This window comes from Streptomyces sp. NPDC103540, assembly GCF_055584445.1.
In genome coordinates this window covers 214,651-237,021 of sequence record NZ_JBVJMA010000012.1, presented here as the reverse complement: position 1 = coordinate 237,021, position 22,371 = coordinate 214,651, and the positions used below count along the sequence as shown (strand labels likewise).

Here is a 22,371-nt window from a genome sequence, read left to right as displayed (position 1 = left end):
GGGCGTTTTGTTTGTCCAGCCCCTTCTGAGCGGTCCTCATCACCCGGAAGGAGGCCGACGCTCTATGGCAAGGCCCGACAAGGCTGCTGCGGTAGCCGAGCTTGAGGACCAGTTCCGCAGCTCGAACGCCGTTGTGCTGACCGAGTACCGGGGTCTCACCGTCGCGCAGCTCAAGACGCTGCGTCGTTCGCTCGGTGAGAACGCCCAGTACGCCGTGGTGAAGAACACGCTGACCAAGATTGCGGCCAACAACGCCGGGATCACCTCGCTCGACGACCAGTTCACCGGTCCGACGGGCGCCGCCTTCATCACCGGTGACCCGGTGGAGTCGGCGAAGGGTCTTCGTGACTTCGCCAAGGAGAACCCGAACCTCATCATCAAGGGCGGTGTCCTTGACGGTAAGGCGCTGACCGCCGATGAGATCAAGAAGCTCGCGGACCTCGAGTCCCGCGAGGTTCTGCTCAGCAAGCTGGCCGGCGCGTTCAAGGGCAAGCAGTCCCAGGCTGCCTCGCTCTTCCAGGCGCTGCCGTCGAAGTTCGTCCGCACCGCGGAAGCGCTTCGCGTCAAGCTCGCCGAGCAGGGCGGTGCCGAGTAATTCGGCTCGCGCACTGATCTACGCCGCCTAGTGCGTGGGTCGTAGCGGGCCGTTACGCCCGCCTCTCTATACATCCGGCACCTGCCGAATTAGTGGAAGGATCGCCCATCATGGCGAAGCTCTCTCAGGACGACCTCCTCGCCCAGTTCGAGGAGATGACCCTCATCGAGCTCTCCGAGTTCGTGAAGGCCTTCGAGGAGAAGTTCGACGTCACCGCCGCCGCGGCCGTCGCCGTTGCCGGTCCGGCCGGTGTCGGCCCCGCCGCCGAGGCCGAGGAGGAGAAGGACGAGTTCGACGTCATCCTCACCGGTGCGGGCGACAAGAAGATCCAGGTCATCAAGGTCGTGCGCGAGCTGACCTCCCTGGGTCTGAAGGAGGCCAAGGACCTCGTCGACGGCACCCCGAAGCCGGTCCTCGAGAAGGTCAACAAGGAGGCCGCTGACAAGGCCGCCGAGGCCCTCAAGGCCGCCGGTGCCGGTGTCGAGGTCAAGTAACACCTCTGAGGCCCTCTGAGGCCTCTTCAAGGGGCGATCACCCGTAAGGGTGGTCGCCCTTTGGCGTATCCGCAGTGCCTGACTTGCCCTGGTCTCGTTGGGGAGTAGGGTGATCATCGTTGCCTCGAAGCAGGGTCCAGAGATGATCCGCTCGGAGCACGGGCCCTTGACGAACGGCCGACGGCGCGCAATTCTCAGACCCGTCGCCGACTCGGCCGGCCGGACCGGTTCAATCCGGGATCCGAGGCATGGATCGACTACGAAGAGGGCAGTACTGATACGCGCTCTGTGTACGAGAGTCGCGACGTTGGACACGGATCCGTTCGGGCGCCGTGTGGGTTGGAACGACGTGGGGAAGGCCTGTTGCCGGTTTCCGGAAACCTGGTCTGGACATCAGTGAGCCAAGTGGCTACACTGACCCTTTGCGCTGCCTGTTAGCTGCCCCCTGCCCGTCGCCAGGGGCATGCCCACGCTCGAGCACACCTGACTGATCGTCTCTGACCTGGTCTTTTGCCCGGATCGGAAACGCCTGTCGTCTGTGCCGACTGGGACCGGTACGCGCGTAGTGAGTCCGAGCCCTCGGAAGGACCCCCTCTTGGCCGCCTCGCGCAACGCCTCGACCAATACGAACAACGGTGCCAGCACCGCCCCGCTGCGCATCTCCTTTGCAAAGATCAAGGAGCCCCTCGAGGTTCCGAACCTCCTGGCGCTGCAGACCGAGAGCTTTGACTGGCTGCTCGGCAACGCCGCCTGGAAGTCTCGCGTCGAGTCGGCGCTCGAGAGTGGACAGGACGTCCCCACCAAGTCCGGTCTGGAAGAGATCTTCGAGGAGATCTCGCCGATCGAGGACTTCTCCGGGTCGATGTCGCTGACGTTCCGCGACCACCGGTTCGAGCCGGCGAAGAACTCCGTCGACGAGTGCAAGGAGCGCGACTTCACGTACGCGGCGCCGCTCTTCGTCACGGCCGAGTTCACGAACAACGAGACCGGTGAGATCAAGTCTCAGACGGTCTTCATGGGCGACTTCCCGCTCATGACCAACAAGGGCACCTTCGTCATCAACGGCACCGAGCGCGTCGTCGTGTCGCAGCTCGTCCGTTCCCCCGGTGTCTACTTCGACTCCTCCATCGACAAGACGTCCGACAAGGACATCTTCTCCGCCAAGATCATCCCCTCCCGGGGTGCCTGGCTGGAGATGGAGGTCGACAAGCGCGACATGGTCGGTGTCCGCATCGACCGCAAGCGCAAGCAGTCCGTCACCGTCCTCCTGAAGGCTCTCGGCTGGACCACCGAGCAGATCCTCGAGGAGTTCGGCGAGTACGAGTCCATGCGCGCCACCCTGGAGAAGGACCACACCCAGGGCCAGGACGACGCGCTGCTCGACATCTACCGCAAGCTGCGCCCGGGCGAACCGCCGACCCGCGAGGCCGCCCAGACGCTGCTCGAGAACCTCTACTTCAACCCGAAGCGCTACGACCTCGCGAAGGTCGGCCGCTACAAGGTGAACAAGAAGCTCGGCGCCGACGAGCCGCTCGACGCCGGTGTGCTCACCACCGACGACGTCATCGCGACGATCAAGTACCTCGTGAAGCTCCACGCGGGCGAGACCGAGACCATCGGTGAGTCGGGTCGTTCGATCGTCGTCGAGACCGACGACATCGACCACTTCGGCAACCGTCGTCTGCGCAACGTCGGCGAGCTCATCCAGAACCAGGTCCGTACGGGTCTCGCCCGTATGGAGCGCGTCGTGCGCGAGCGCATGACCACCCAGGACGTCGAGGCGATCACGCCGCAGACCCTGATCAACATCCGGCCGGTCGTCGCCTCCATCAAGGAGTTCTTCGGCACCAGCCAGCTGTCGCAGTTCATGGACCAGAACAACCCGCTGTCGGGTCTGACGCACAAGCGTCGTCTCTCGGCGCTGGGTCCCGGCGGTCTCTCCCGTGAGCGGGCCGGCTTCGAGGTCCGTGACGTGCACCCGTCGCACTACGGCCGCATGTGCCCGATCGAGACCCCCGAAGGCCCGAACATCGGTCTGATCGGCTCGCTCGCGTCCTACGGTCGCGTCAACGCGTTCGGTTTCATCGAGACCCCGTACCGCAAGGTCGTCGACGGCCAGGTCACCGACGAGGTCGACTACGTCACCGCCGACGAGGAAGACCGCTTCGTCATCGCCCAGGCGAACGCCCGCCTCGACGACGACCTGCGCTTCACCGAGGGTCGCGTCCTGGTCCGCAAGCGTGGCGGCGAGGTCGACTACGTCGAGCCGTCCGACGTGGACTACATGGACGTCTCGCCGCGCCAGATGGTGTCCGTCGCCACCGCGATGATCCCCTTCCTCGAGCACGACGACGCCAACCGCGCCCTCATGGGCGCGAACATGATGCGCCAGGCCGTTCCGCTCATCAAGGCGGAGGCCCCGCTCGTCGGCACCGGCATGGAGTACCGCTGCGCGGTCGACGCCGGCGACTCGATCAAGGCGGAGAAGGACGGTGTCGTCCAGGAGGTCTCGGCCGACTACATCACCGTCGCCAACGACGACGGCACGTACACCACGTACCGCGTCGCCAAGTTCTCCCGCTCGAACCAGGGCACCTCGGTCAACCAGAAGGTCATCGTCAACGAGGGTGACCGGATCATCGAGGCCCAGGTCCTCGCCGACGGTCCGGCGACCGAAGAGGGCGAGATGGCCCTCGGCAAGAACCTGCTCGTCGCGTTCATGCCGTGGGAGGGTCACAACTACGAGGACGCGATCATCCTGTCGCAGCGCCTCGTGCAGGACGACGTCCTCTCCTCGATCCACATCGAGGAGCACGAGGTCGACGCCCGTGACACCAAGCTCGGCCCCGAGGAGATCACCCGGGACATCCCGAACGTCTCCGAGGAGGTCCTCGCGGACCTCGACGAGCGCGGCATCATCCGCATCGGCGCCGACGTCGTCGCCGGCGACATCCTCGTCGGCAAGGTCACGCCCAAGGGTGAGACCGAGCTGACCCCCGAGGAGCGCCTGCTCCGCGCGATCTTCGGTGAGAAGGCCCGCGAGGTGCGCGACACCTCGCTCAAGGTGCCTCACGGTGAGATCGGCAAGGTCATCGGTGTCCGCGTCTTCGACCGCGAGGAGGGCGACGAGCTTCCTCCGGGCGTGAACCAGCTGGTCCGCGTCTACGTCGCCCAGAAGCGCAAGATCACCGACGGTGACAAGCTCGCCGGCCGTCACGGCAACAAGGGTGTCATCTCCAAGATCCTCCCGATCGAGGACATGCCCTTCCTGGAAGACGGCACCCCGGTCGACATCATCCTCAACCCGCTGGGTGTCCCGTCCCGAATGAACCCGGGACAGGTCCTGGAGATCCACCTCGGCTGGCTCGCCAGCCGCGGTTGGGACGTCTCCGGCCTCGCGGACGAGTGGGCGCAGCGCCTCCAGGCGATCGGCGCGGACCAGGTCGCCCCCGGCACCAACGTCGCGACCCCGGTCTTCGATGGTGCCCGCGAGGACGAGCTGGCCGGCCTGCTCCAGCACACCATCCCGAACCGCGACGGCGAGCGCATGGTGCTCCCGACCGGTAAGGCGCGCCTGTTCGACGGCCGCTCCGGCGAGCCGTTCCCGGACCCGATCTCGGTCGGGTACATGTACATCCTCAAGCTGCACCACCTGGTCGACGACAAGCTCCACGCCCGTTCGACCGGTCCGTACTCGATGATCACGCAGCAGCCGCTGGGTGGTAAGGCGCAGTTCGGTGGTCAGCGCTTCGGTGAGATGGAGGTGTGGGCGCTTGAGGCTTATGGCGCCGCGTACGCGCTCCAGGAACTCCTGACGATCAAGTCCGACGACGTGACCGGCCGCGTGAAGGTCTACGAGGCCATCGTCAAGGGCGAGAACATTCCCGAGCCGGGCATTCCCGAGTCCTTCAAGGTGCTCATCAAGGAAATGCAGTCGCTCTGCCTCAACGTGGAGGTGCTGTCCTCGGACGGCATGTCCATCGAGATGCGCGACACCGACGAGGACGTCTTCCGCGCGGCGGAGGAGCTCGGTATCGACCTGTCCCGGCGCGAGCCGAGCAGCGTCGAAGAGGTCTGACGGGCCTGGCCGGGGGATCCGAGGGATCCCCCGGCCGCCCCGGGACCGTTCAGACCATGATTGAGACTCGACCCCGAAAGAGGGATTGACGCACAGTGCTCGACGTCAACTTCTTCGACGAGCTGCGGATCGGCCTTGCCACCGCGGACGACATCCGAACCTGGTCGCACGGCGAGGTCAAGAAGCCGGAGACCATCAACTACCGCACCCTCAAGCCCGAGAAGGACGGACTCTTCTGCGAGAAGATCTTCGGTCCGACCCGGGACTGGGAGTGCTACTGCGGCAAGTACAAGCGTGTCCGCTTCAAGGGCATCATCTGTGAGCGTTGTGGCGTCGAGGTCACGCGCGCCAAGGTGCGCCGTGAGCGGATGGGCCACATCGAGCTCGCCGCTCCCGTCACCCACATCTGGTACTTCAAGGGCGTTCCGTCGCGTCTTGGCTACCTGCTCGACCTCGCGCCGAAGGACCTCGAGAAGGTCATCTACTTCGCCGCGTACATGATCACGTTCGTCGACGACGAGCGCCGTACCCGCGACCTGCCGTCGCTGGAGGCCCACGTCTCCGTCGAGCGCCAGCAGATCGAGAACCGCCGTGACGCGGACCTCGAAGGCCGTGCCAAGAAGCTGGAAAGCGACCTGGCCGAGCTGGAGGCCGAGGGCGCCAAGGCCGACGTGCGCCGCAAGGTGCGCGAGGGTGCCGAGCGCGAGATGAAGCAGCTCCGCGACCGCGCCCAGCGCGAGATCGACCGCCTCGACGAGGTGTGGAACCGCTTCAAGAACCTCAAGGTCCAGGACCTGGAGGGCGACGAGCTCCTCTACCGCGAGCTGCGTGACCGCTTCGGCACGTACTTCGACGGTTCGATGGGTGCCGCGGCGCTGCAGAAGCGCCTGGAGTCCTTCGACCTGGAGGAGGAGGCCGAGCGCCTCCGCGAGATCATCCGCACCGGCAAGGGCCAGAAGAAGACCCGTGCGCTCAAGCGCCTCAAGGTCGTCTCCGCGTTCCTGCAGACCAGCAACAGCCCCAAGGGCATGGTGCTCGACTGCGTGCCGGTCATCCCGCCGGACCTGCGTCCGATGGTGCAGCTGGACGGTGGCCGCTTCGCGACCTCCGACCTGAACGACCTGTACCGCCGCGTGATCAACCGCAACAACCGCCTGAAGCGCCTTCTCGACCTCGGTGCCCCCGAGATCATCGTGAACAACGAGAAGCGCATGCTCCAGGAGGCCGTGGACGCCCTCTTCGACAACGGTCGTCGTGGTCGCCCGGTCACCGGTCCCGGCAACCGCCCCCTGAAGTCCCTCAGCGACATGCTGAAGGGCAAGCAGGGTCGATTCCGTCAGAACCTCCTCGGCAAGCGCGTGGACTACTCCGCGCGTTCCGTGATCGTCGTCGGTCCGCAGCTGAAGCTGCACCAGTGTGGTCTGCCCAAGGCCATGGCGCTGGAGCTCTTCAAGCCGTTCGTGATGAAGCGCCTGGTCGACCTGAACCACGCGCAGAACATCAAGTCGGCGAAGCGCATGGTCGAGCGCGGCCGCACGGTCGTCTACGACGTGCTCGAAGAGGTCATCGCCGAGCACCCGGTGCTGCTGAACCGTGCGCCCACGCTGCACCGTCTCGGCATCCAGGCCTTCGAGCCCCAGCTGGTCGAAGGCAAGGCCATCCAGATCCACCCGCTCGTCTGCACCGCGTTCAACGCGGACTTCGACGGTGACCAGATGGCCGTGCACCTGCCGCTCTCCGCGGAGGCGCAGGCCGAGGCCCGCATCCTGATGCTGTCCTCGAACAACATCCTCAAGCCGGCCGACGGCCGTCCGGTCACGATGCCGACCCAGGACATGGTCCTCGGTCTGTTCTTCCTGACCACCGACGGTGAGCTCCGTGACGTCAAGGGCGAGGGCCGCGCGTTCGGCTCCACCGCCGAGGCGATCATGGCGTTCGACGCCGGCGAGCTGGCGCTCCAGTCGTCCGTCGACATCCGCTTCCCGGTGGGCACCATCCCGCCGCGCGGCTGGGTGGCGCCGGTCGCCGAGGAGGGCGAGCAGGAGTTCCAGCCGGGCGACAGCTTCCGTCTGAAGACCACCCTGGGTCGCGCGCTCTTCAACGAGCTGCTGCCCGAGGACTACCCGTTCGTCGACTACTCGGTGGGCAAGAAGCAGCTCTCCGAGATCGTCAACGACCTGGCGGAGCGCTACCCCAAGGTGATCGTGGCGGCGACGCTCGACAACCTGAAGGCGGCCGGCTTCCACTGGGCGACCCGTTCGGGCGTCACCGTGGCCATCTCCGACGTCGTCGTACCCGAGGCCAAGAAGGCCATCGTCGCGGGCTACGAGGCGCAGGACGAGAAGGTCCAGAAGCAGTACGAGCGCGGTCTGATCACCAAGGACGAGCGCACGCAGGAGCTCATCGCGATCTGGACCAAGGCGACCAACGAGGTCGCCGAGGCGATGAACGCGAACTTCCCCAAGACGAACCCCATCTTCATGATGGTTGACTCGGGTGCCCGAGGAAACATGATGCAGATGCGACAGATCGCCGGTATGCGTGGTCTGGTGTCGAACGCGAAGAACGAGACCATCCCGCGTCCGATCAAGGCGTCCTTCCGTGAGGGCCTCACCGTTCTGGAGTACTTCATCTCCACGCACGGTGCCCGTAAGGGTCTGGCGGACACCGCCCTGCGTACCGCCGACTCGGGTTACCTCACCCGTCGTCTGGTGGACGTCTCGCAGGACGTCATCATCCGCGAGGAGGACTGCGGCACCGAGCGCGGCCTCAAGCTCAAGATCGGTGTCAAGGACGAGGCGGGTGTCCTGCGCAAGGCGGACGACGTCGAGACCTCCGTGTACGCCCGCATGCTGGCCGAGGACGTCGTCATCGACGGCAAGGTCATCGCGCCGGCCAACGTGGACCTCGGTGACGTGCTCATCGACGCCCTCATCGCGAACGGCGTCGAGGAGGTCAAGACCCGCTCGGTCCTGACCTGTGAGTCCGCCGTCGGCACCTGTGCCTTCTGCTACGGCCGCTCGCTGGCCACCGGCAAGCTGGTCGACATCGGTGAGGCGGTCGGCATCATCGCCGCCCAGTCCATCGGTGAGCCCGGTACCCAGCTGACGATGCGTACCTTCCACACCGGTGGTGTGGCCGGTGACGACATCACGCAGGGTCTGCCGCGTGTCGTCGAGCTCTTCGAGGCCCGTACCCCGAAGGGTGTCGCCCCGATCTCCGAGGCCGCCGGTCGCGTGCGGATCGAGGAGACCGAGAAGACGAAGAAGATCGTCATCACGCCCGACGACGGCAGCGAGGAGACGGCGTTCCCGATCTCCAAGCGCGCCAAGGTCATCGTGCACGAGGGCGACCACGTCGAGGTGGGCCAGAAGCTCACCATGGGTGCCACCAACCCGCACGACGTGCTGCGCATCCTCGGCCAGCGCGCCGTCCAGGTCCACCTGGTCGGCGAAGTCCAGAAGGTCTACAACTCGCAGGGCGTGTCGATCCACGACAAGCACATCGAGATCATCATCCGGCAGATGCTGCGCCGCGTGACGATCATCGAGTCCGGCGACGCGGAGCTCCTGCCGGGCGAGCTCGTCGAGCGCTCGAAGTTCGAGACCGAGAACCGTCGTGTGGTCACCGAGGGCGGTCACCCCGCCTCCGGTCGTCCGCAGCTGATGGGTATCACCAAGGCCTCGCTGGCGACGGAATCCTGGCTGTCGGCCGCCTCCTTCCAGGAGACGACCCGAGTCCTGACGGACGCGGCGATCAACGCCAAGTCCGACAGCCTCATCGGCCTCAAGGAGAACGTCATCATCGGTAAGCTCATCCCGGCCGGTACGGGTCTGTCCCGCTACCGCAACATCCGGGTCGAGCCCACCGAAGAGGCCAAGGCCGCGATGTACTCGGCCGTCGGCTACGACGACATCGACTACTCGCCCTTCGGCACCGGGTCCGGCCAGGCCGTCCCGCTGGAGGACTACGACTACGGCCCGTACAACGGCTGAGGTCTGAGCAGTAGGTAGAGAACCGCAGGGCGGTCACCCGGGAGGGTGACCGCCCTGCGGCGTTGTGTACGGGGTGTGCGGGCCGGGGTGTGCGGGCCGTACGGGGTGTGTACGCCTCCCCGGGTGGGTCAGCGGGTGTGCCCGCCGCCCTGCCGGGGTTGCCGCGGCTGCCGGGGGAGGGCGGGGGCCGGCTGTTGGCCGGGGACCCGCGGCGGTGTGCCCGGGGCGCGGGGCGTGGCGGGGGGCGCTCCGCCGCCGCGCAGCCGGGCGGCCTCGGCGATGGTGACCTCCCCGATGGGCCCGGTGGCGGGCGCCGCGGCGGGTGCGGGGGGCGTGGGCGCGGCGGGGGTGGCGGCCGCCGGGGTGCTCGTGGGGCCGTTCGTGGGTCCGTTCGTGGCCGCCGCGGGGGCGTTCGCGCGCGCGGCGTCGGCCGCCGCCGCGAACTCGGCGCGGTCGAGGAAGGGGCCGGGGGTCACCTTCCAGGGGGTGACGTTCGGGTCCACCTCCTGGCGGACCACCCGTTCCATGAGGGTGGCCATCTCGACCGGCCCGATGCCTCCGGGTACGGGGGTGATGTTCTGCGGGATCCCGGCGGCCTCGGGGCGGATGTCCCCCCGTACGCTGCCGTCGGCCTGCGGGACGAAGCCGGAGTCGATGACGACCCGGTGGTGGGGCCGGATGTGGTCGGGGCCCAGGATGCCGGGGTTGCCCGTCACGGAGATGACGACGTCGGCGTCGCGGACGTGGCGCAGGTCGTCGCCCTGGTCCAGGGTGATCGGGTCGTGGCCGTTCTCCCTGAGGAGTCCGACGACGCCCTGTCCGACGAAGCCGTTGCTGCCGACCACGGCGATGGTCGGCATGTCCCGGGCGAAGGGCTCGGCGACCCGGTAGATGCCCTCGGCGGTGGCGCAGGCCGCGTAGGGGGAGCGCCCCTTGAGGAGGGCGTCGATGTCCTTCGCGGGGTCCAGGTGCGCGACGACCGGCATGAGGTGCGGCGGCGGCGGGAACTGGATGATGATCGAGCGGGTGCTCGGGTCCGCGTTGTGGCCCTCCAGGACCCGTCGGAAGCCGGCGCGGTCGATGCCGGGCGGCAGGATCACGTGGTCGGCCCGGAAGCCGAGGTGCTCGAAGGCCTTCACCTTCTGCTCGGCCGACACCCGGGAGGCCTCCAGGCGGATCCGCCACTCCGGCGGGTCGGTCGGGGCCGGGCTGAACCGGATGATCGCGACCTTCTGTTCGCGGGGCTGGACGACCTCCCGGTAGTGCGCGTACAGCTCGCGGGCCTGGCGCAGTACGTCGCGGCCCGAAACCGGTTCCGTCACGTCAGGGGGTCCAGTCCGGCCAGGACCTCGGCGACGGGCGCCAGCGGGCGTCCGCCGAAGAGCCGGGTCACCTCGTCCGCGGTCAGCTCGCGGTCGCCCTCGTAGCCGTCGGCGTAGCCGTTCGCGGTCACCGCGAGGGAGACGGCGGTGAAGGTCTCGGGGCCGGGGACGTAGTGGTACGAGAAGTCGCCGAAGTGCGCGATCCACAGGACGGCGCTGAGCTGTGGGCTCAGCTTCTCGCGGAGCAGGGGCAGGACGGCGTTGGCGACGGCCGAGAAGTCGTACGTGATCCCGCGGTCGTCCGGGTTGTCGGCCAGTTCCGACACGACGGCCACGGCATGGCCGGTGGCCGGGTCGTACGCCGCGCGCAGCAGGGCGTGGGCCTGGCCGGCGAGGGGGTGTCGCCACCGGAACAGCTGGGTGATCTGTGGAAGTTCCATGCGTCTCTCCGGATCGGGTGGTCGCGTCACGCGGGACGTGCGGTCAGAACTCGTCGACCACCGGTGCGGGCTTCGCCCGGTGGGCTCCCACCTTGCACCCGGCGAACGGGCCCGTCGGGCTGCGCAGTTCGCCCATCACGGCGCCCAGGTGGTCGCGGTGCCACAGGGCCGGCCCGCTCGGCCCGGCCGCGGGGTCGGTCAGCTCCTGCCACGCCAGCCACAGGCCGTGCAGCCGGGCGACCGCTTCCAGGTGTTCCCACCAGCGCGGGCACCAGGGCGAGGAGGAGCCGACCTCGCGGCCGTAGACGGGCAGCAGCAGGGCGTGCACCCAGGTGACGAGGAGCCGCAGTTCCTCGTCGTACTCCGCTCCGTCGAGGTAGAGGATGAACAGCGGCGGCGCGCCCTCCTCGGCGGGGGCCGCCTCGGCGGGAACCTCCATCGGCGCGGTCATCGCAGGGCCTCCCGTGCGGCGCGGGCCGTGATGGCCTGGACCTCGGCCTGCGCGGCCGCCTGGATGCGGTCGGCGCCGGGTTCCTTGTACCAGGGCCGCAGCCGGATCAGGGCCGGCCGGACACCGGTGGCCATCAGCAGCGCGGTGCCCTTGGGCAGGGCCCGGATCCGGTCCGCGGGCAGGATCCGCTCCAGCCGGTACGAGGTCGAGCGGCTGCGGCCGTCCTTGCTGCGGGAGTGGCTGACCGTGCTCACGTCCTGTTCGCCGACCAGCTTGGAGATCTTCTCCACGAAGTCGGCGTCGTCGAGACCGGCACCCAGCAGCTTGATCGTCGCAGCGCCCCAGAGGGCGTCCATGCCGGCCTCCCCCCACACGCGCGAGCCCTGCCGGTAGCTCTGGAGCAGGGTCACGATGTTGATGCCGCGCGAACCGAGGTGCGAGTACAGGTCGGGCAGGTCGGAGATCCGGCAGACGTTCGCGGCCTCGTCGAGGACCGCCGTCATCGGCGGGTCGAGGCGCCCGCCCATGCGCTCGGCCGCCCGGACGCCGGCCCGCAGGACGGAGTCGGCGAGCGCCGCGATCACCCCGGCGGCCGAGCCGCCGCCGTCCTTCGACAGCAGGTACAGGGTGTCGGTGCCCAGGACGTGGTGGTCGGGCCGGAACTCGGGGCGCACCGGGTCCGGGCTCACCCAGGCCACGATGCGGGGGTCGAGGAGGCAGGCCACGGACTGGCGGGCCGTCTCGTAGATGCCGTCACGGGTCTCGACGGCGCCCTGGATGGTGCCGCGCAGCTGTTCGGCGAGGGCGGTCATCCCGGCGTCGCGCAACAGGTCGATCGGGGCGCGGTCGGCGGGGTCGGCGAGCCAGCCGAGGACCTCCTCGACGCCCTTGCCGCCCTTGCTCGCGGCGTGGAACAGCGCGGTGAGGGTGTTCTGGGCGGCGGAGATCCAGAAGTCCCGCTTGGAGGCGTCGTCGTTGACGGCGCTCATGAAGTGCCCGGCCAGCCGGCGGGCCCCCTCGATGTCGCGGGCGTCGGCGAGCATGTCCCACCACAGGGCGCGGGGGGTGTGCGCGATGCCCTGCGGGTCGAACGTCCAGACCTGGCCGACGCGTTCGCGTTCGGCGCGGGTGACGGCGTACACGTCCGACTTGTTGGAGGTCAGCAGGACGCAGCCGCGGGCGCGCAGGACCCGGGGGACGGCGATGCCGGTGGACTTGCCGGCGCGGGGGGCCATCAGGTCCAGTTCCACGTCCTCGTAACTGGAGCGCAGCTCGGGGCCGTTGGGCTCCAGGTTGCCCAGCAGGTTGCCCCGGTCGTCGGGGGTGAGCTTGCCGTCGGTGAGCTTCTTCAGGCTCGGGCGCAGTTCCAGCGCGCGGGCGGCGGCGCCCTTGGGGAGCATCGACCGCAGCTCGCGGCGACCGGCCAGCCCCTCCGAACCACCGAACGCCCTGCGCACCAGCAGCACCAGGGCCACGACCAGCCCCAGCAGCATCCCGAACGTCACCGCGATCCCGGCGCCCGCCACCGCCGGGGAGGCGCCCGGCCAGAGCGGCCCCGGCCCTTCCCGCACCAGCGTCGCGAGGGTGCTCAGCGCGAACGGGGGCGGGTTCCAGCCCGCGCCCGACACCGCCGCGCCCAGCGTGCCGCCCAACCAGGCCGACAGGAAGCCGACGAAGACGGCGGCGGCCACGGCCACCACCAGCCAGGGCAGCAGGTCCTCGGCGGAACCCCCGCCCTTCTTGCGGGGTGTGCGCCCCGTCACCGACCGCCCCATCAGCTGCCCTCCCCGGACTTCGACAGCGCGACCCTGTCCGACTCGGTCCACCGGTTGTTCGTGTTGTGCAGGGCCTTCTCGGTCTCCGTGATGGCCACCTTGATCGGGATGCCCGGCCGGCCACCCACCTTGATCAGGAACCGGCCCCGGCCGGGCGGCTCGGCGTTCGCCGTCGGATTGGCCCACCCGGGCGGCGAGGACCAGGACGACACCAGGTCGATCTCCCGCTCCGACATGCCGATGACCTTGCCGAGCTCCTCCATCTCGGTACGCGGCAACCCCGCGCACACCACCATCCCCGCACGCTCCACGAAGCCGCGGGCCTTGGCCCGGTCCGCCTCGCTGCCCAGCGCCTCGGCGTCCTTCAGGGTGTGGGTGATCTTCGCGTCGCCCAGGCCCAGCGAGCGGTTCAGGCGGGTCAGCGCGTCGATGCGCTCCACGATGCCGGACGCCGCGCGCAGCGGACGCCACAGCTCGTCCAGGACGGTGAAGAACCAGCGCTGCGGGGCCAGGCCCGCGTCGGCCAGCGCGTGCGCGGCGGCGACCGTGCCGAGCCCGTCCGACCAGGCCGCGAGCATCGCCGCCGCCGTCAGCTGGGTGTCCGCCTCACCGATGCGGGAGATGTCCACGCACACGGCCGGCGCGTTCGGGTTGATCCGCGTGGAGGTCTCCGTGGCGAACGTGTCGCCCAGCGGGCCGTCCAGGATGCCGATCAGCGAACGGTGCAGGGGGTCGACGGCCTCCTGGTACCGCTCCTGGTTCCCGCGGTCCAGGGTGACCGCGCGGACCCGGTCCGGACCCTCGTCGAGGACCCGCAGGAGGTCGGGCAGCAACGGCGGCTTGCCCGGCGCGGCCCGCTCCTTGAGGTGGTGCAGGCACGCCGACAGCACCGACTGCTCGTGGTCGTCCATCGGACGCCCGCGCATGATGGTGATCAGCGCCGCCACCATGTTGAGGACACGACCGTGCGCCTCCGCCTGGAGCACCCGACCGGCCTCCCCGCCGATGCGCTCCGCCGCCTCGCCCATCGCCCCCGGGTCCAGGACGTTGATGCCGCCGACCCCGCGCCCGATGGAGATCACCTGGCCGCCGAGGGCCCGTACGGTGTCCGCGTAGTCCGGCTTCAGGTCGCCGAGGACCAGCGGCACCACACCGGTCGCCGTCATCCCGATCAGCATCCGGTTGACCAGCGTCGACTTGCCCAGACCCGGCATGCCGAGCATGAACAGCGACGGGTTCGAGATGTACCGCGCCCGGGTGAACCACGAGATCGGGTCCCCGCACACCGTCGCACCCGTGTGCAGGTGCTGACCCAGCGGCACGCCCGTCATCGGCGCGCCCGACCCCGCGGCGAACGGCCACAGACCGCACGCCTGCACGGTCGTGGCACGCCACATCGACGGCGGGTCCATGTTCGCGACCTGCCCGCCGCCCGGCCCGGCCCAGCCACGCGACGGCGCCACGGGTATCCGCGGCGCCCGGGGTGCCTGCGGCTGCTTCTTGCTCACAGGGTCTCCCTGAGCTGGTACGGGATGAGGGTGTGCTCCCACGGCAGGAGGCCGACGGGCAGGGTGCAGGTGAACGCCGCCGCCTGCATGCGGTCGGCGGGACGCATCAGGATCCGGGAGGACGCCTGGAGGTTGCGCACGGTGATCGACGCGTCCGCGAGCTGCTCCTCGTCGGCGACGGTGACCGTGACCATCATCGAGAACTCGACGAGGCCGGCGCCCGAGGCCTCCTCGGCGGCCGTCTGCTCCGCCGCCCGCATCTCCGACGCGGCACGGGCCTGGACCAGGCCGCGCTGTGAGCCGGCCATGAAGTGCGCGGAACGGCGGTCCGCCTCCACGATCCGCGCGGACGTCGCCGGGTCGATGGGCCGGTAGACGAGGCTGACGCGCTTGCGGCGGGTGCCCTGCGCCGGCTCCAGCAGACCGCGCAACACGCTGGAACGCACGGTGCCGCGCGGGGCCAGCGTCAGCATCCACGTCCGCGAGACGCCGGAGTCGTGCTTGTAGCCGTCCACCGTCTCCACGGCGGCGGCCGGACCCGCGTCGTGCCACTGGAGGCCGGTGACGCCGTGCTCGGCGCGCACGTTGAGGACGTCCGGGGCGATCGCCGGGTCGTAGGCGACCCGCACGATCTCCGAGATCTGCTCCGCCGACAGCGGGGACGCGGAACCGCCACCGGCGGCGACCAGGCCCGACAGCAGCGACGGCAGGCGCATCGACAGGTCGGTGATGACGTCCTCGGTCTTGCGGCGCGGACCGGGCACCGCCCCGTAGGTGAGGGCGATGTACGTGTGCATCTCGGAGGACGCGGACGGGTAGCGGGCCACGACCTCCTCCATCACCGCGCGCGCCGCCGGCGGGGCGTCGGGCACGATGCGCGGCAGCACCTCGGCCGCGAGCCGGGTACCGGTGTCGGGGGCCGTCTCCACGACGACCTGCGCGCCGCGCAGACCGGGCTCGTGCGACAGCCGGGCCAGCCAGTCGCCCCAGGACGCCACCCAGATGTCGACCTGCTGCGGGTCGACGAGGGAGCCGCCGTCCGGCTCACAGGCCAGGACGATGGTGAACAGGTTGCGGCCCGGGTGGTGCAGGACGCCGAACGAACGCCCGTACGCGTCGTTGCCCTCCAGCATCTTCACGCGGGCGAGCATCCCGGGCGGGGAGAAGTGCCCGCCGGGGCGCCGGGAGAGCGGGCCGGAGACGTACGAGGTCGAACCGTTGGCCTTGCGCTTCATCCAGCCGATCCGCACGGCCACCATCTGGTAGACGTTGCGGCCGTCGGCGGTGCGCAGGGCGAGCGGCCCGACGACCAGCGCGAGCGGTATCAGGACCCCGATGGCCGCGGCGAGCGAGATCAGCGAGGCGAGCAGCACGACCACGAGCCCGCCGAACGCGATGACGGTGCCGAGCAGGCCGAGCGGCCCGAGGCCGGGCCTGCGGGGGCGCCGCCAGTTGCCGTAGGTAGGCCGCGCCATGGATTCGGTGGCCATGGGATTCCTTTCGGGTTTGGTTCGGGCTCAGCGGGTCCGGCCGGGGGCCGGGGGATTCTGGCGCGGGACCTGGGGGGCGGTGGTCCGGGTGGAGGGCGTGACGGGGGCGGCACCCGTACGCGAGGACCGCAGCCGCCCGGCGGCGGCGACGCTGACGCGGGTGTCGCCCTGCTGGAAGGAGGGGGCCTGGCCCTGGCCCTGTGCCTGGCCCTGCCCCTGTCCCTGGGCGGGAACGCCGCCCTTCGCCGCCGCCTGCGGGAAGGTCCCCCGGTCGGTGGTGATGAGCCCGGTGGCGAGCCCCCGCTCGGCGAGCTTCTCGGCGTTCTCCCGGCCGATGGAGTAGCCGCGGGCGGCGTCTCCCTGGGCGTAGAGGCCCTTGATCATCGCCTCCGGGGCCATGCGGCCGCCGTAGTTATGCTCGTCCTCGCCGTTCTCGTACTTGATGCGGCCCTTCTGCCAACGCTCGGCGTTCTGGGCGATGCACTGGTCCAGCGGGACCTCTACGGAAAGGATGACCCGCTGGTCGTAGCCGCCGTGATCAAGGTTTTTGAGGAGCTTGGCGTTGTCCTCCAGGTTCTTGAGGGTGGCGTCGTACAGCAGGTTGTAACCCTCCCCGCGCGCCCACTGTTCGAAGGCGTCCTGGAGCAGGGACGACTCGCGGTGGATCAGGGAAGCCATCTCCGCGGGAGCCAGCTCTCGGCCGAAAGGCAGGGCGCGCAGACCGGTATCCAACTGAGGGAGACCGCCGTGCTCGAAAATGGCGACCTTGAATGCATCGGGATCCAGCGGGACGTAGTCGTCCATGTTCACACCGTGCGCGGACGCCACGGCACGGCCCAATGGCGAATCCTGAGCCTGCCATTCCTGAAGGCCGTCCCGGGCAGCGCCCTTGCCCACACCCGGTGCCCCCGCCGTGAGCAGCACGGCGTGCCCACCGCGGGGGCGGTTTCCGTACGTGTCCTGGAACTGCGCGATGATCGCGCGGTGGAGTGCGACTCTCTCTGGTCCCAGGTCCATGAGCGACTGTCCTTTGTAGGCGGTCGCGTGGGGACTGTCGGGAGAGAGGTCTCCGCGGGGCCCCATGCGAGCCTGGAGTACTTCGTACAACTCCTTGTAGAGGTCGCTCATGCGCGCAGCTCGCGTCGACGGTTGATCTCCGTGAGGTCCTCGTACTCGATCTGACCGAGCACGCAGGCCGTCCACAGGTTCTTCGCGGTGTTGTCCTGGTGGGTGGGCTCGATGTGCTCCGGGTCCCAGTCGTCCTCTTCGAAGTCCCAGGCGGCGACGGTGGCGATCATCTCCTCGCGGGGGATGCCGCCTTGCGCGTAGCGCTGGAGGTACGCGATCAGGGAGGGCTTGTCGGTCATCGGCGTTTCCTTACGGATCAACGGGTGCGGCCGGGGGCCGGCGGGGTCTGGCGGGGGACCTGGGGGGCTGGTCCCTGGGCCGGTGGCGTGGTGGGGGCGGTTCCCGCCCGGGGCGAACGCATGCGGCCGGCGGCGGCGATGCTGATGCGGGTGTCCTCGCGCTGGAAGCCGGGGGACTGCGTCCGGCCCTGGGCGGCCGTGGCCGTGGCCGCGGTCTGCGGGAAGGTGCCCCGGTCGGTGGTGATCAGGCCGGTGGCCAGGCCCGCCTCGGCGAGGTGCTGGGCGTTCTCCCGACTGATGGAGTGCCCCCGGCCCGTGGTGGACTTGCCGTAGAGGGAATCGATCATCCCCTCGGGGGACATCCGGCCGCCGTAGGCGTTCTCGCCCCGCTCGAACTCGGCGCGCCCCTGGTGCCAGCGACCCGCGTTCTGGGCCACGGACAGATCGCGCGGCACCTCGACCGACAGGATCACGCGCTGCTCGTACCGGTTGTCGTCACGCAGGCTCCGCAGGAGTTCCGCCGCCGCCGGTTGGTTCGCGAGGGTGGCGTCGTAGAGGACGTTGTGCCCCTGCTGGAGCGCCCACGCCTCGCAGCGGTCGCGCAGGACGGTCGCCTCGTTGTGGAGGAGGCCCGACATCTCCGCGGGGGTGAGCTCGCGCCCGTAGGGGAGCTTCAGGTCCTCGGCGGTCAGGCGGGGCAGGCCCCCGGCCCTGAACAGGTCCTCCTTGAAGTCGTCCGGGTTCAGGACGACGTAGTCCTTGATGTCGAGGCCGTGCACCCCGGAGAGTCGGCGGCCGAGCTCGGAGTCCTCTGCCTGCCACAGCGCGAGCCTGTCCTGCGTACTGCCCTTGCCGACGCCGGGGGCGCCCGCCGTCATCAGGACGGCGCGCCCGCCGCGCGGGTGGTCGGCGTACTTGGCCTTGAAGGCCTCGACGATCTCGTTGTGCATGGCCCGGCGGGCGGGGTCCCAGCGTTTCCCCTGCCGGTACTGGGCGGTGGTGTCCGTCGGTCCCGGCGAGAGGTCACCGCCGCGCTTCATACGCTGTTGCAGGGCCGCGTAGAGCTGGGCGTACTCGCCCGGTAGGGCGGTGCCCCCGGAGAACTCAGCCATGGGCGTCCATCCGCCGTTCGATCTCCTGGACGTCTTCCTCCGTGATCTGGCCCAGCACCTCGGCGGTGTAGACGAGCTCGAAGGTGTTGTCCTGACGGATGGGCTCGATGACCAGCTCGTCGCGGACGTCTTCTTCGAAGTCCCAGGCGGCGACGGTGGCGATCATTTCCTCGCGGGGGACGCCGCCTGCCGCGTAGTGCTTCAGGTAGGCGCGCAGGGAGGGCTTCTCGGTCACGGGGGTTCCTTTCGAGCGACCTGCTGCCGACGGTGGGGTGGCGCACGCCGAGGCGCGCACCACCCCACCGTCGGTGACTACTGGTTGTGGCCCTTCATACCGTCGTTGTCGTCCAGGGAGCCGGCGACTTCCTGCGCCGCAGCGATACCAGCCTGGGCGACCACCGCGGCGGCCTGGATCGCGACGCCCGCAGGGCCTGCGGCTGCCGCCGCGCCGCCGGCCGCGCCACCTGCGGCGCCGCCGGCGCCACCGGCACCGCCGGAAGGGGCTCCGGCGCCGGCGGACGGGGAGCCCTCGGGGCCCTTGCCGCCACCGCCACCGCCACCGCCACCGCCGCCACCACCGGCTCCGGAGGCGATGCTGACGGCGCCGGAGGCGACGTTGCTCGCGAAGTTCATCGCGACGGTTCCGCCGGAAGTGCTGCCGAGGGCCGCAGTCGCGGGTACGACGAGCTTGAGCATGGCGGGAAGGGCGAAGACCGAGAGGATCAGTAGGCCCATACCGGCGATGACGCTGTCCAGATCCGCTTTGCCCTTGGTCATCGACGCCGCAGAGTAGATGATCAAAGCGGCGGCCGGTTTATAAAGGAGCCACGCCGTGATCCAACCGATGTGCTTCTTCCACCAGCCGTCGCCCCAGCCGGTCATCGACGAGGCCGCGGCGATGGGCAGCGTGCCGATCAGCATGATGAGCACACCCAGCCTGATGTACATCAGGATGATCTGGATGAAGCTGGACAGCATGATGAGAATGCCGAAGATGATGATGATTCCCGGGCTTCTCAACATGATCGCGCCGGTCAGCTGTTCGGCGGTCTTCCCGAGATCGGCCTTCGCGTAGATCTCCTTCGCGTAGGCGTCGGAGGCCGTGTAGAGGGCCTGTGCGATGACGGGGGCCATGGCGCTGACGAGGATGACCTTCCACATGCCCATGAAGGCCTGCTGCATGGACTGGCCCTTGCGCTCGTAGGCCATGCGGAACGCAGCGAGGAGGAGGCACGCGACGGCGATGTAGCCGACGATCCAGCTGGTCTCATCCATGATGGCCTTGAGCCCGGTGCCCTCAGTGGAATTCAGGTTGGAGCCGCTGCCGACCGACAGCCAGACGCCGTTGAGGCTCTTGAGGATCTCCTCGACGGCCTTGCCGATCGCCTGAGCGAAGGCCTTCACAGCACCGTCAGCGATGGCCCCGCCAGCCTTCGAAACGACCTTTCCGCCACAGCCCACCAGGTCGCCGGCGCAATCGACGATATCGTCGAGGGGCCCGGGGAGGTTAGGCGCCACTGCCGCCTCCCCACATCGTGAAGCCTTCCGGACCGCCCACCGATGCGAGGCCTTCCGTCACCGATCCGCTCAAGGTGGGGCGGATCTTCCAGTCGCCGTCTTCCCACACTGTCGACACCGTTGCGACGGCGTAAGCGCCGTCCGCTAGGCGCATCAGGACCATCGTCGTGGCCTGTTCCTTCGAGTAGTTGAGGACTCGGAAGCCGACATAGGTGCCGGCGCTGCCAGGGGCTCCGGTCTTGTCCTGGTCGGGGATCGCGGAGCGCTTTGCCTTGAAGGCGTCCATGCCCGGGCCCTTCGCGATCTGCTTCTCGGTCACCACCTTCCACTCGGAGCCGCTTAGTTTGGCCGAGATGGAATGGACGGCCAGCACCGCACCGAGCGGCGTGTGGGAGAAGCAAGACCAGACGCCGCCATCGAACTTCAGAGGCCCCGCAACGGGTGATGTCGGGAGTAGCGACGTCTGGTAGGCCTTCCACTTGAGGTCGGCCGGGCTCTGCTGAGGGGTGCTCTGGTCCGCGTCGTTCGTGCTGCACCCCGCCGGGCGGCCTTCCGCCGCGCCGGACGGCTTGCCCGACGGCTGTCCGGACGGCGCTCCGGAGGACTTGCCGGACGCCGACGCGGACGGCTGAGGCTGCCCGGTGTCGTTGGTCGTGCCGTCGTCCGTCAGGAGGACGAATCCGCCGATCAGGAACATCGACAGCAGGAACGCGGCCGAGATCAGCCACCCGCGCTGCTGCCAGAACGGCTTGTCCCACTCGCCGCTGTTGCCACGGGATCCTCGGGAAGCCATCGGTCAGCCTCCCGGGTCAGTTGAAGACGAACGACACGAGGGGACCGGCCGTGGCGACCAGGACGCAGCCGCCGAGGACCATGCCGAGGCGGCCCATGTGCTCGGAGCCCTCGCCGCGGCGCATCGATATCGCCATCATGGCGCCGGTGATGAGGACGCCCGCCACGCCGGCGGCGGTGCCGGCCCAGGCCGCGATGCCGAGGACGTCGTTCACCTTGTTGGTGAGCTCCGTCGGTGCCTTCATCTGGGGATTCGGGACGTCGGCCGCGAGGATGACCGCGGCATCGCGAACCTTGCTGAACATGAAAATTCCCCCTGATTAATGTCTACATCGGCCAAATCGCCGAAGATACTGCGGTATTGAGATTCATTTGCCGACGGCATCATGGCAGGGATGGCCGACAAGGTGATCGTATGAGGCCGGCTCGTGACCGGCCTGGGACATATTTCGTCGGTGGTACGTCGCCTCAGCCGTTCAGCAGGAAAGCGACGATCGGCCCCGCGGTGGCGCCGATGATGCACGCCCCCAGGACCGTGGCCAGCTGGGTGAGGTGTTCGTCCCCGCCGCCCGCGCGCAGGGCGATCGCCATGCGGGATCCGACGATGATCACTCCGAGCACCCCTGCGGCGGTGACCAGCCAGGCCATCCAGCCGAGCACGGTGTTGAGGGGTGCGGTGACGTCGGCCCCGACGGCCAGCGTCCATTCCATTGCGTGGCCCCTCTCTACGGGTCTCACTGACTGTTGATCAGTTTGGACAGCGCGGAAGCCTCCCGGGGCGCCGGACCCGACAGGTCGCCCATGCGCCAGTTCGGCATCCAGGGGACCCGGTGGATCGTGACGACCGAACTGATCACCTTGATGCGTTTGGCCAGCTCAGGGGGCAGACGGCCAGGTGCGTCCGCCACGAGAACCACGGCCTGGAGGGTCACTCCTGATGGCTGCTCATCCCGTCGGATCATATCCAGTACCCGTGACACCGCCTGGAGGCCGGAAGCGTGCGTCCGTGCCACGAGAAGGACTTTTCCGGACGCTCCGGCTTCCGTTTCGGGCCACCTGGCGCCGCAGTCGTAACCGCCGAAGACCGTGGCCAGGGTGCTCGCCCCGGCACCTCCGTGGGCGTTCATCCAGCTGAAGGCGGTCGTCCCCGGAGGGGGTCCGGAAACCGGAAGACCCGTGTCCGCAAAGGGTTGTGGAGGTGCGGTGGAGATGTCGACCGGAGCGGAGCCGCCGCCGATCGGGCCCCGGATCCAGATCTCCGGACCACCAGGTGTTTTATCGTTCAAGGCTTCATCTCCCCCCGTGTCGACGCATGTCCGCGGTCTCGCGTAGCGTCCAGCATCGACAACTTAGTGCGAATCTCTGGGGATTGTTTGTGACAGTCTCGTGACCGTGCTGCCGGGAGTTCCCCAGGAGACTCACACCGGCAACGGC

The 22,371-nt window shown here is 69.0% G+C and carries 19 protein-coding genes; 4 read left to right on the top strand and 15 right to left on the bottom strand.

Annotation, left to right across the window (positions count from 1 at the left end):
- Positions 1-64 precede the first annotated feature (64 nt).
- From rplJ to ACZ6ZI_RS28120, 4 genes are all read left to right on the top strand, one after another.
- Complete coding sequence (gene rplJ / locus ACZ6ZI_RS28135) at positions 65-595, top strand: 50S ribosomal protein L10 (protein WP_266574556.1); 531 nt, start codon at positions 65-67, stop codon at positions 593-595.
- Positions 596-705: 110 nt separating this feature from the next.
- The gene (gene rplL, locus ACZ6ZI_RS28130) at positions 706-1,089 is read left to right on the top strand and encodes a 50S ribosomal protein L7/L12 (RefSeq protein WP_266574554.1); all 384 of its coding nucleotides are present in this window, start codon (positions 706-708) and stop codon (positions 1,087-1,089) included.
- A gap of 595 nt (positions 1,090-1,684) precedes the next feature.
- Positions 1,685-5,167, top strand: a complete 3,483-nt coding sequence (gene rpoB, locus ACZ6ZI_RS28125; protein WP_469525245.1) for a DNA-directed RNA polymerase subunit beta — start codon at positions 1,685-1,687, stop codon at positions 5,165-5,167.
- Between the two features lie 95 nt (positions 5,168-5,262).
- Complete coding sequence (locus ACZ6ZI_RS28120) at positions 5,263-9,162, top strand: DNA-directed RNA polymerase subunit beta' (protein ID WP_363060099.1); 3,900 nt, start codon at positions 5,263-5,265, stop codon at positions 9,160-9,162.
- A 128-nt stretch (positions 9,163-9,290) separates the two neighbouring features.
- On the opposite strand, the gene ACZ6ZI_RS28115 is transcribed toward ACZ6ZI_RS28120, so the two are convergent.
- From ACZ6ZI_RS28115 to ACZ6ZI_RS28045, 15 genes are all read right to left on the bottom strand, one after another.
- The gene (locus ACZ6ZI_RS28115; protein WP_469525243.1) at positions 9,291-10,484 is read right to left on the bottom strand and encodes a tetrahydrofolate dehydrogenase/cyclohydrolase catalytic domain-containing protein; all 1,194 of its coding nucleotides are present in this window, start codon (positions 10,482-10,484) and stop codon (positions 9,291-9,293) included.
- Positions 10,481-10,924, bottom strand: coding sequence for a hypothetical protein (locus ACZ6ZI_RS28110; RefSeq protein ID WP_469525241.1), 444 nt, complete (start codon positions 10,922-10,924; stop codon positions 10,481-10,483). The genes ACZ6ZI_RS28115 and ACZ6ZI_RS28110 overlap by 4 nt, the downstream gene beginning before the upstream one ends.
- A gap of 43 nt (positions 10,925-10,967) precedes the next feature.
- Positions 10,968-11,375: a DUF4913 domain-containing protein gene (locus tag ACZ6ZI_RS28105; protein ID WP_469525239.1), complete on the bottom strand. Its 408-nt coding sequence runs from the start codon at positions 11,373-11,375 to the stop codon at positions 10,968-10,970.
- Entirely contained in the window at positions 11,372-13,138 is a 1,767-nt protein-coding gene (locus tag ACZ6ZI_RS28100; protein ID WP_469525237.1) for a type IV secretory system conjugative DNA transfer family protein, read from the bottom strand. The genes ACZ6ZI_RS28105 and ACZ6ZI_RS28100 overlap by 4 nt, the downstream gene beginning before the upstream one ends.
- 11 nt (positions 13,139-13,149) lie before the next feature.
- Entirely contained in the window at positions 13,150-14,562 is a 1,413-nt protein-coding gene (locus ACZ6ZI_RS28095) for an ATP/GTP-binding protein (protein WP_363060221.1), read from the bottom strand.
- Between the two features lie 92 nt (positions 14,563-14,654).
- Entirely contained in the window at positions 14,655-16,148 is a 1,494-nt protein-coding gene (locus tag ACZ6ZI_RS28090; protein WP_469525235.1) for an SCO6880 family protein, read from the bottom strand.
- 27 nt (positions 16,149-16,175) lie between these two features.
- The gene (locus ACZ6ZI_RS28085) at positions 16,176-17,165 is read right to left on the bottom strand and encodes a zeta toxin family protein (RefSeq protein WP_469525232.1); all 990 of its coding nucleotides are present in this window, start codon (positions 17,163-17,165) and stop codon (positions 16,176-16,178) included.
- 107 nt (positions 17,166-17,272) lie between these two features.
- On the bottom strand, positions 17,273-17,515 hold the full coding sequence (locus tag ACZ6ZI_RS28080; protein ID WP_469525231.1) for a hypothetical protein: 243 nt from the start codon (positions 17,513-17,515) through the stop codon (positions 17,273-17,275).
- Between the two features lie 17 nt (positions 17,516-17,532).
- On the bottom strand, positions 17,533-18,627 hold the full coding sequence (locus ACZ6ZI_RS28075) for a zeta toxin family protein (RefSeq protein WP_469525228.1): 1,095 nt from the start codon (positions 18,625-18,627) through the stop codon (positions 17,533-17,535).
- On the bottom strand, positions 18,620-18,862 hold the full coding sequence (locus ACZ6ZI_RS28070; protein ID WP_469525225.1) for a hypothetical protein: 243 nt from the start codon (positions 18,860-18,862) through the stop codon (positions 18,620-18,622). The genes ACZ6ZI_RS28075 and ACZ6ZI_RS28070 overlap by 8 nt, the downstream gene beginning before the upstream one ends.
- Positions 18,863-18,939: 77 nt before the next feature.
- Positions 18,940-20,145 carry a hypothetical protein gene (locus ACZ6ZI_RS28065; protein ID WP_469525223.1) on the bottom strand — a complete coding sequence of 402 codons (1,206 nt, stop codon included), beginning with the start codon at positions 20,143-20,145 and terminating at the stop codon, positions 18,940-18,942.
- Complete coding sequence (locus ACZ6ZI_RS28060; protein WP_469525220.1) at positions 20,135-20,938, bottom strand: DUF8175 domain-containg protein; 804 nt, start codon at positions 20,936-20,938, stop codon at positions 20,135-20,137. Before ACZ6ZI_RS28060 ends, ACZ6ZI_RS28065 begins: the two co-directional genes overlap by 11 nt.
- 16 nt (positions 20,939-20,954) lie before the next feature.
- The gene (locus ACZ6ZI_RS28055; protein WP_363060121.1) at positions 20,955-21,242 is read right to left on the bottom strand and encodes a hypothetical protein; all 288 of its coding nucleotides are present in this window, start codon (positions 21,240-21,242) and stop codon (positions 20,955-20,957) included.
- Between the two features lie 163 nt (positions 21,243-21,405).
- On the bottom strand, positions 21,406-21,648 hold the full coding sequence (locus tag ACZ6ZI_RS28050; protein WP_469525218.1) for a hypothetical protein: 243 nt from the start codon (positions 21,646-21,648) through the stop codon (positions 21,406-21,408).
- 23 nt (positions 21,649-21,671) lie between these two features.
- Entirely contained in the window at positions 21,672-22,064 is a 393-nt protein-coding gene (locus ACZ6ZI_RS28045; protein ID WP_469525311.1) for a DUF6668 family protein, read from the bottom strand.
- Positions 22,065-22,371 lie beyond the last annotated feature (307 nt).

Bases quoted from the DNA above. Each gene is read 5' to 3' on its own strand.
- ACZ6ZI_RS28060 (WP_469525220.1), bottom strand. From the start codon at position 20,938: ATGGCTTCCCGAGGATCCCGTGGCAACAGCGGCGAGTGGGACAAGCCG.
- rplL (WP_266574554.1), top strand. From the start codon at position 706: ATGGCGAAGCTCTCTCAGGACGACCTCCTCGCCCAGTTCGAGGAGATG.
- ACZ6ZI_RS28110 (WP_469525241.1), bottom strand. From the start codon at position 10,924: ATGGAACTTCCACAGATCACCCAGCTGTTCCGGTGGCGACACCCCCTC.
- ACZ6ZI_RS28085 (WP_469525232.1), bottom strand. From the start codon at position 17,165: ATGGACCTGGGACCAGAGAGAGTCGCACTCCACCGCGCGATCATCGCG.
- ACZ6ZI_RS28050 (WP_469525218.1), bottom strand. From the start codon at position 21,648: ATGGAATGGACGCTGGCCGTCGGGGCCGACGTCACCGCACCCCTCAAC.
- ACZ6ZI_RS28090 (WP_469525235.1), bottom strand. From the start codon at position 16,148: ATGGCCACCGAATCCATGGCGCGGCCTACCTACGGCAACTGGCGGCGC.
- ACZ6ZI_RS28080 (WP_469525231.1), bottom strand. From the start codon at position 17,515: ATGACCGACAAGCCCTCCCTGATCGCGTACCTCCAGCGCTACGCGCAA.
- ACZ6ZI_RS28075 (WP_469525228.1), bottom strand. From the start codon at position 18,627: ATGGCTGAGTTCTCCGGGGGCACCGCCCTACCGGGCGAGTACGCCCAG.
- ACZ6ZI_RS28105 (WP_469525239.1), bottom strand. From the start codon at position 11,375: ATGACCGCGCCGATGGAGGTTCCCGCCGAGGCGGCCCCCGCCGAGGAG.
- ACZ6ZI_RS28045 (WP_469525311.1), bottom strand. From the start codon at position 22,064: ATGAACGCCCACGGAGGTGCCGGGGCGAGCACCCTGGCCACGGTCTTC.
- rplJ (WP_266574556.1), top strand. From the start codon at position 65: ATGGCAAGGCCCGACAAGGCTGCTGCGGTAGCCGAGCTTGAGGACCAG.
- ACZ6ZI_RS28095 (WP_363060221.1), bottom strand. From the start codon at position 14,562: ATGGACCCGCCGTCGATGTGGCGTGCCACGACCGTGCAGGCGTGCGGT.
- ACZ6ZI_RS28055 (WP_363060121.1), bottom strand. From the start codon at position 21,242: ATGTTCAGCAAGGTTCGCGATGCCGCGGTCATCCTCGCGGCCGACGTC.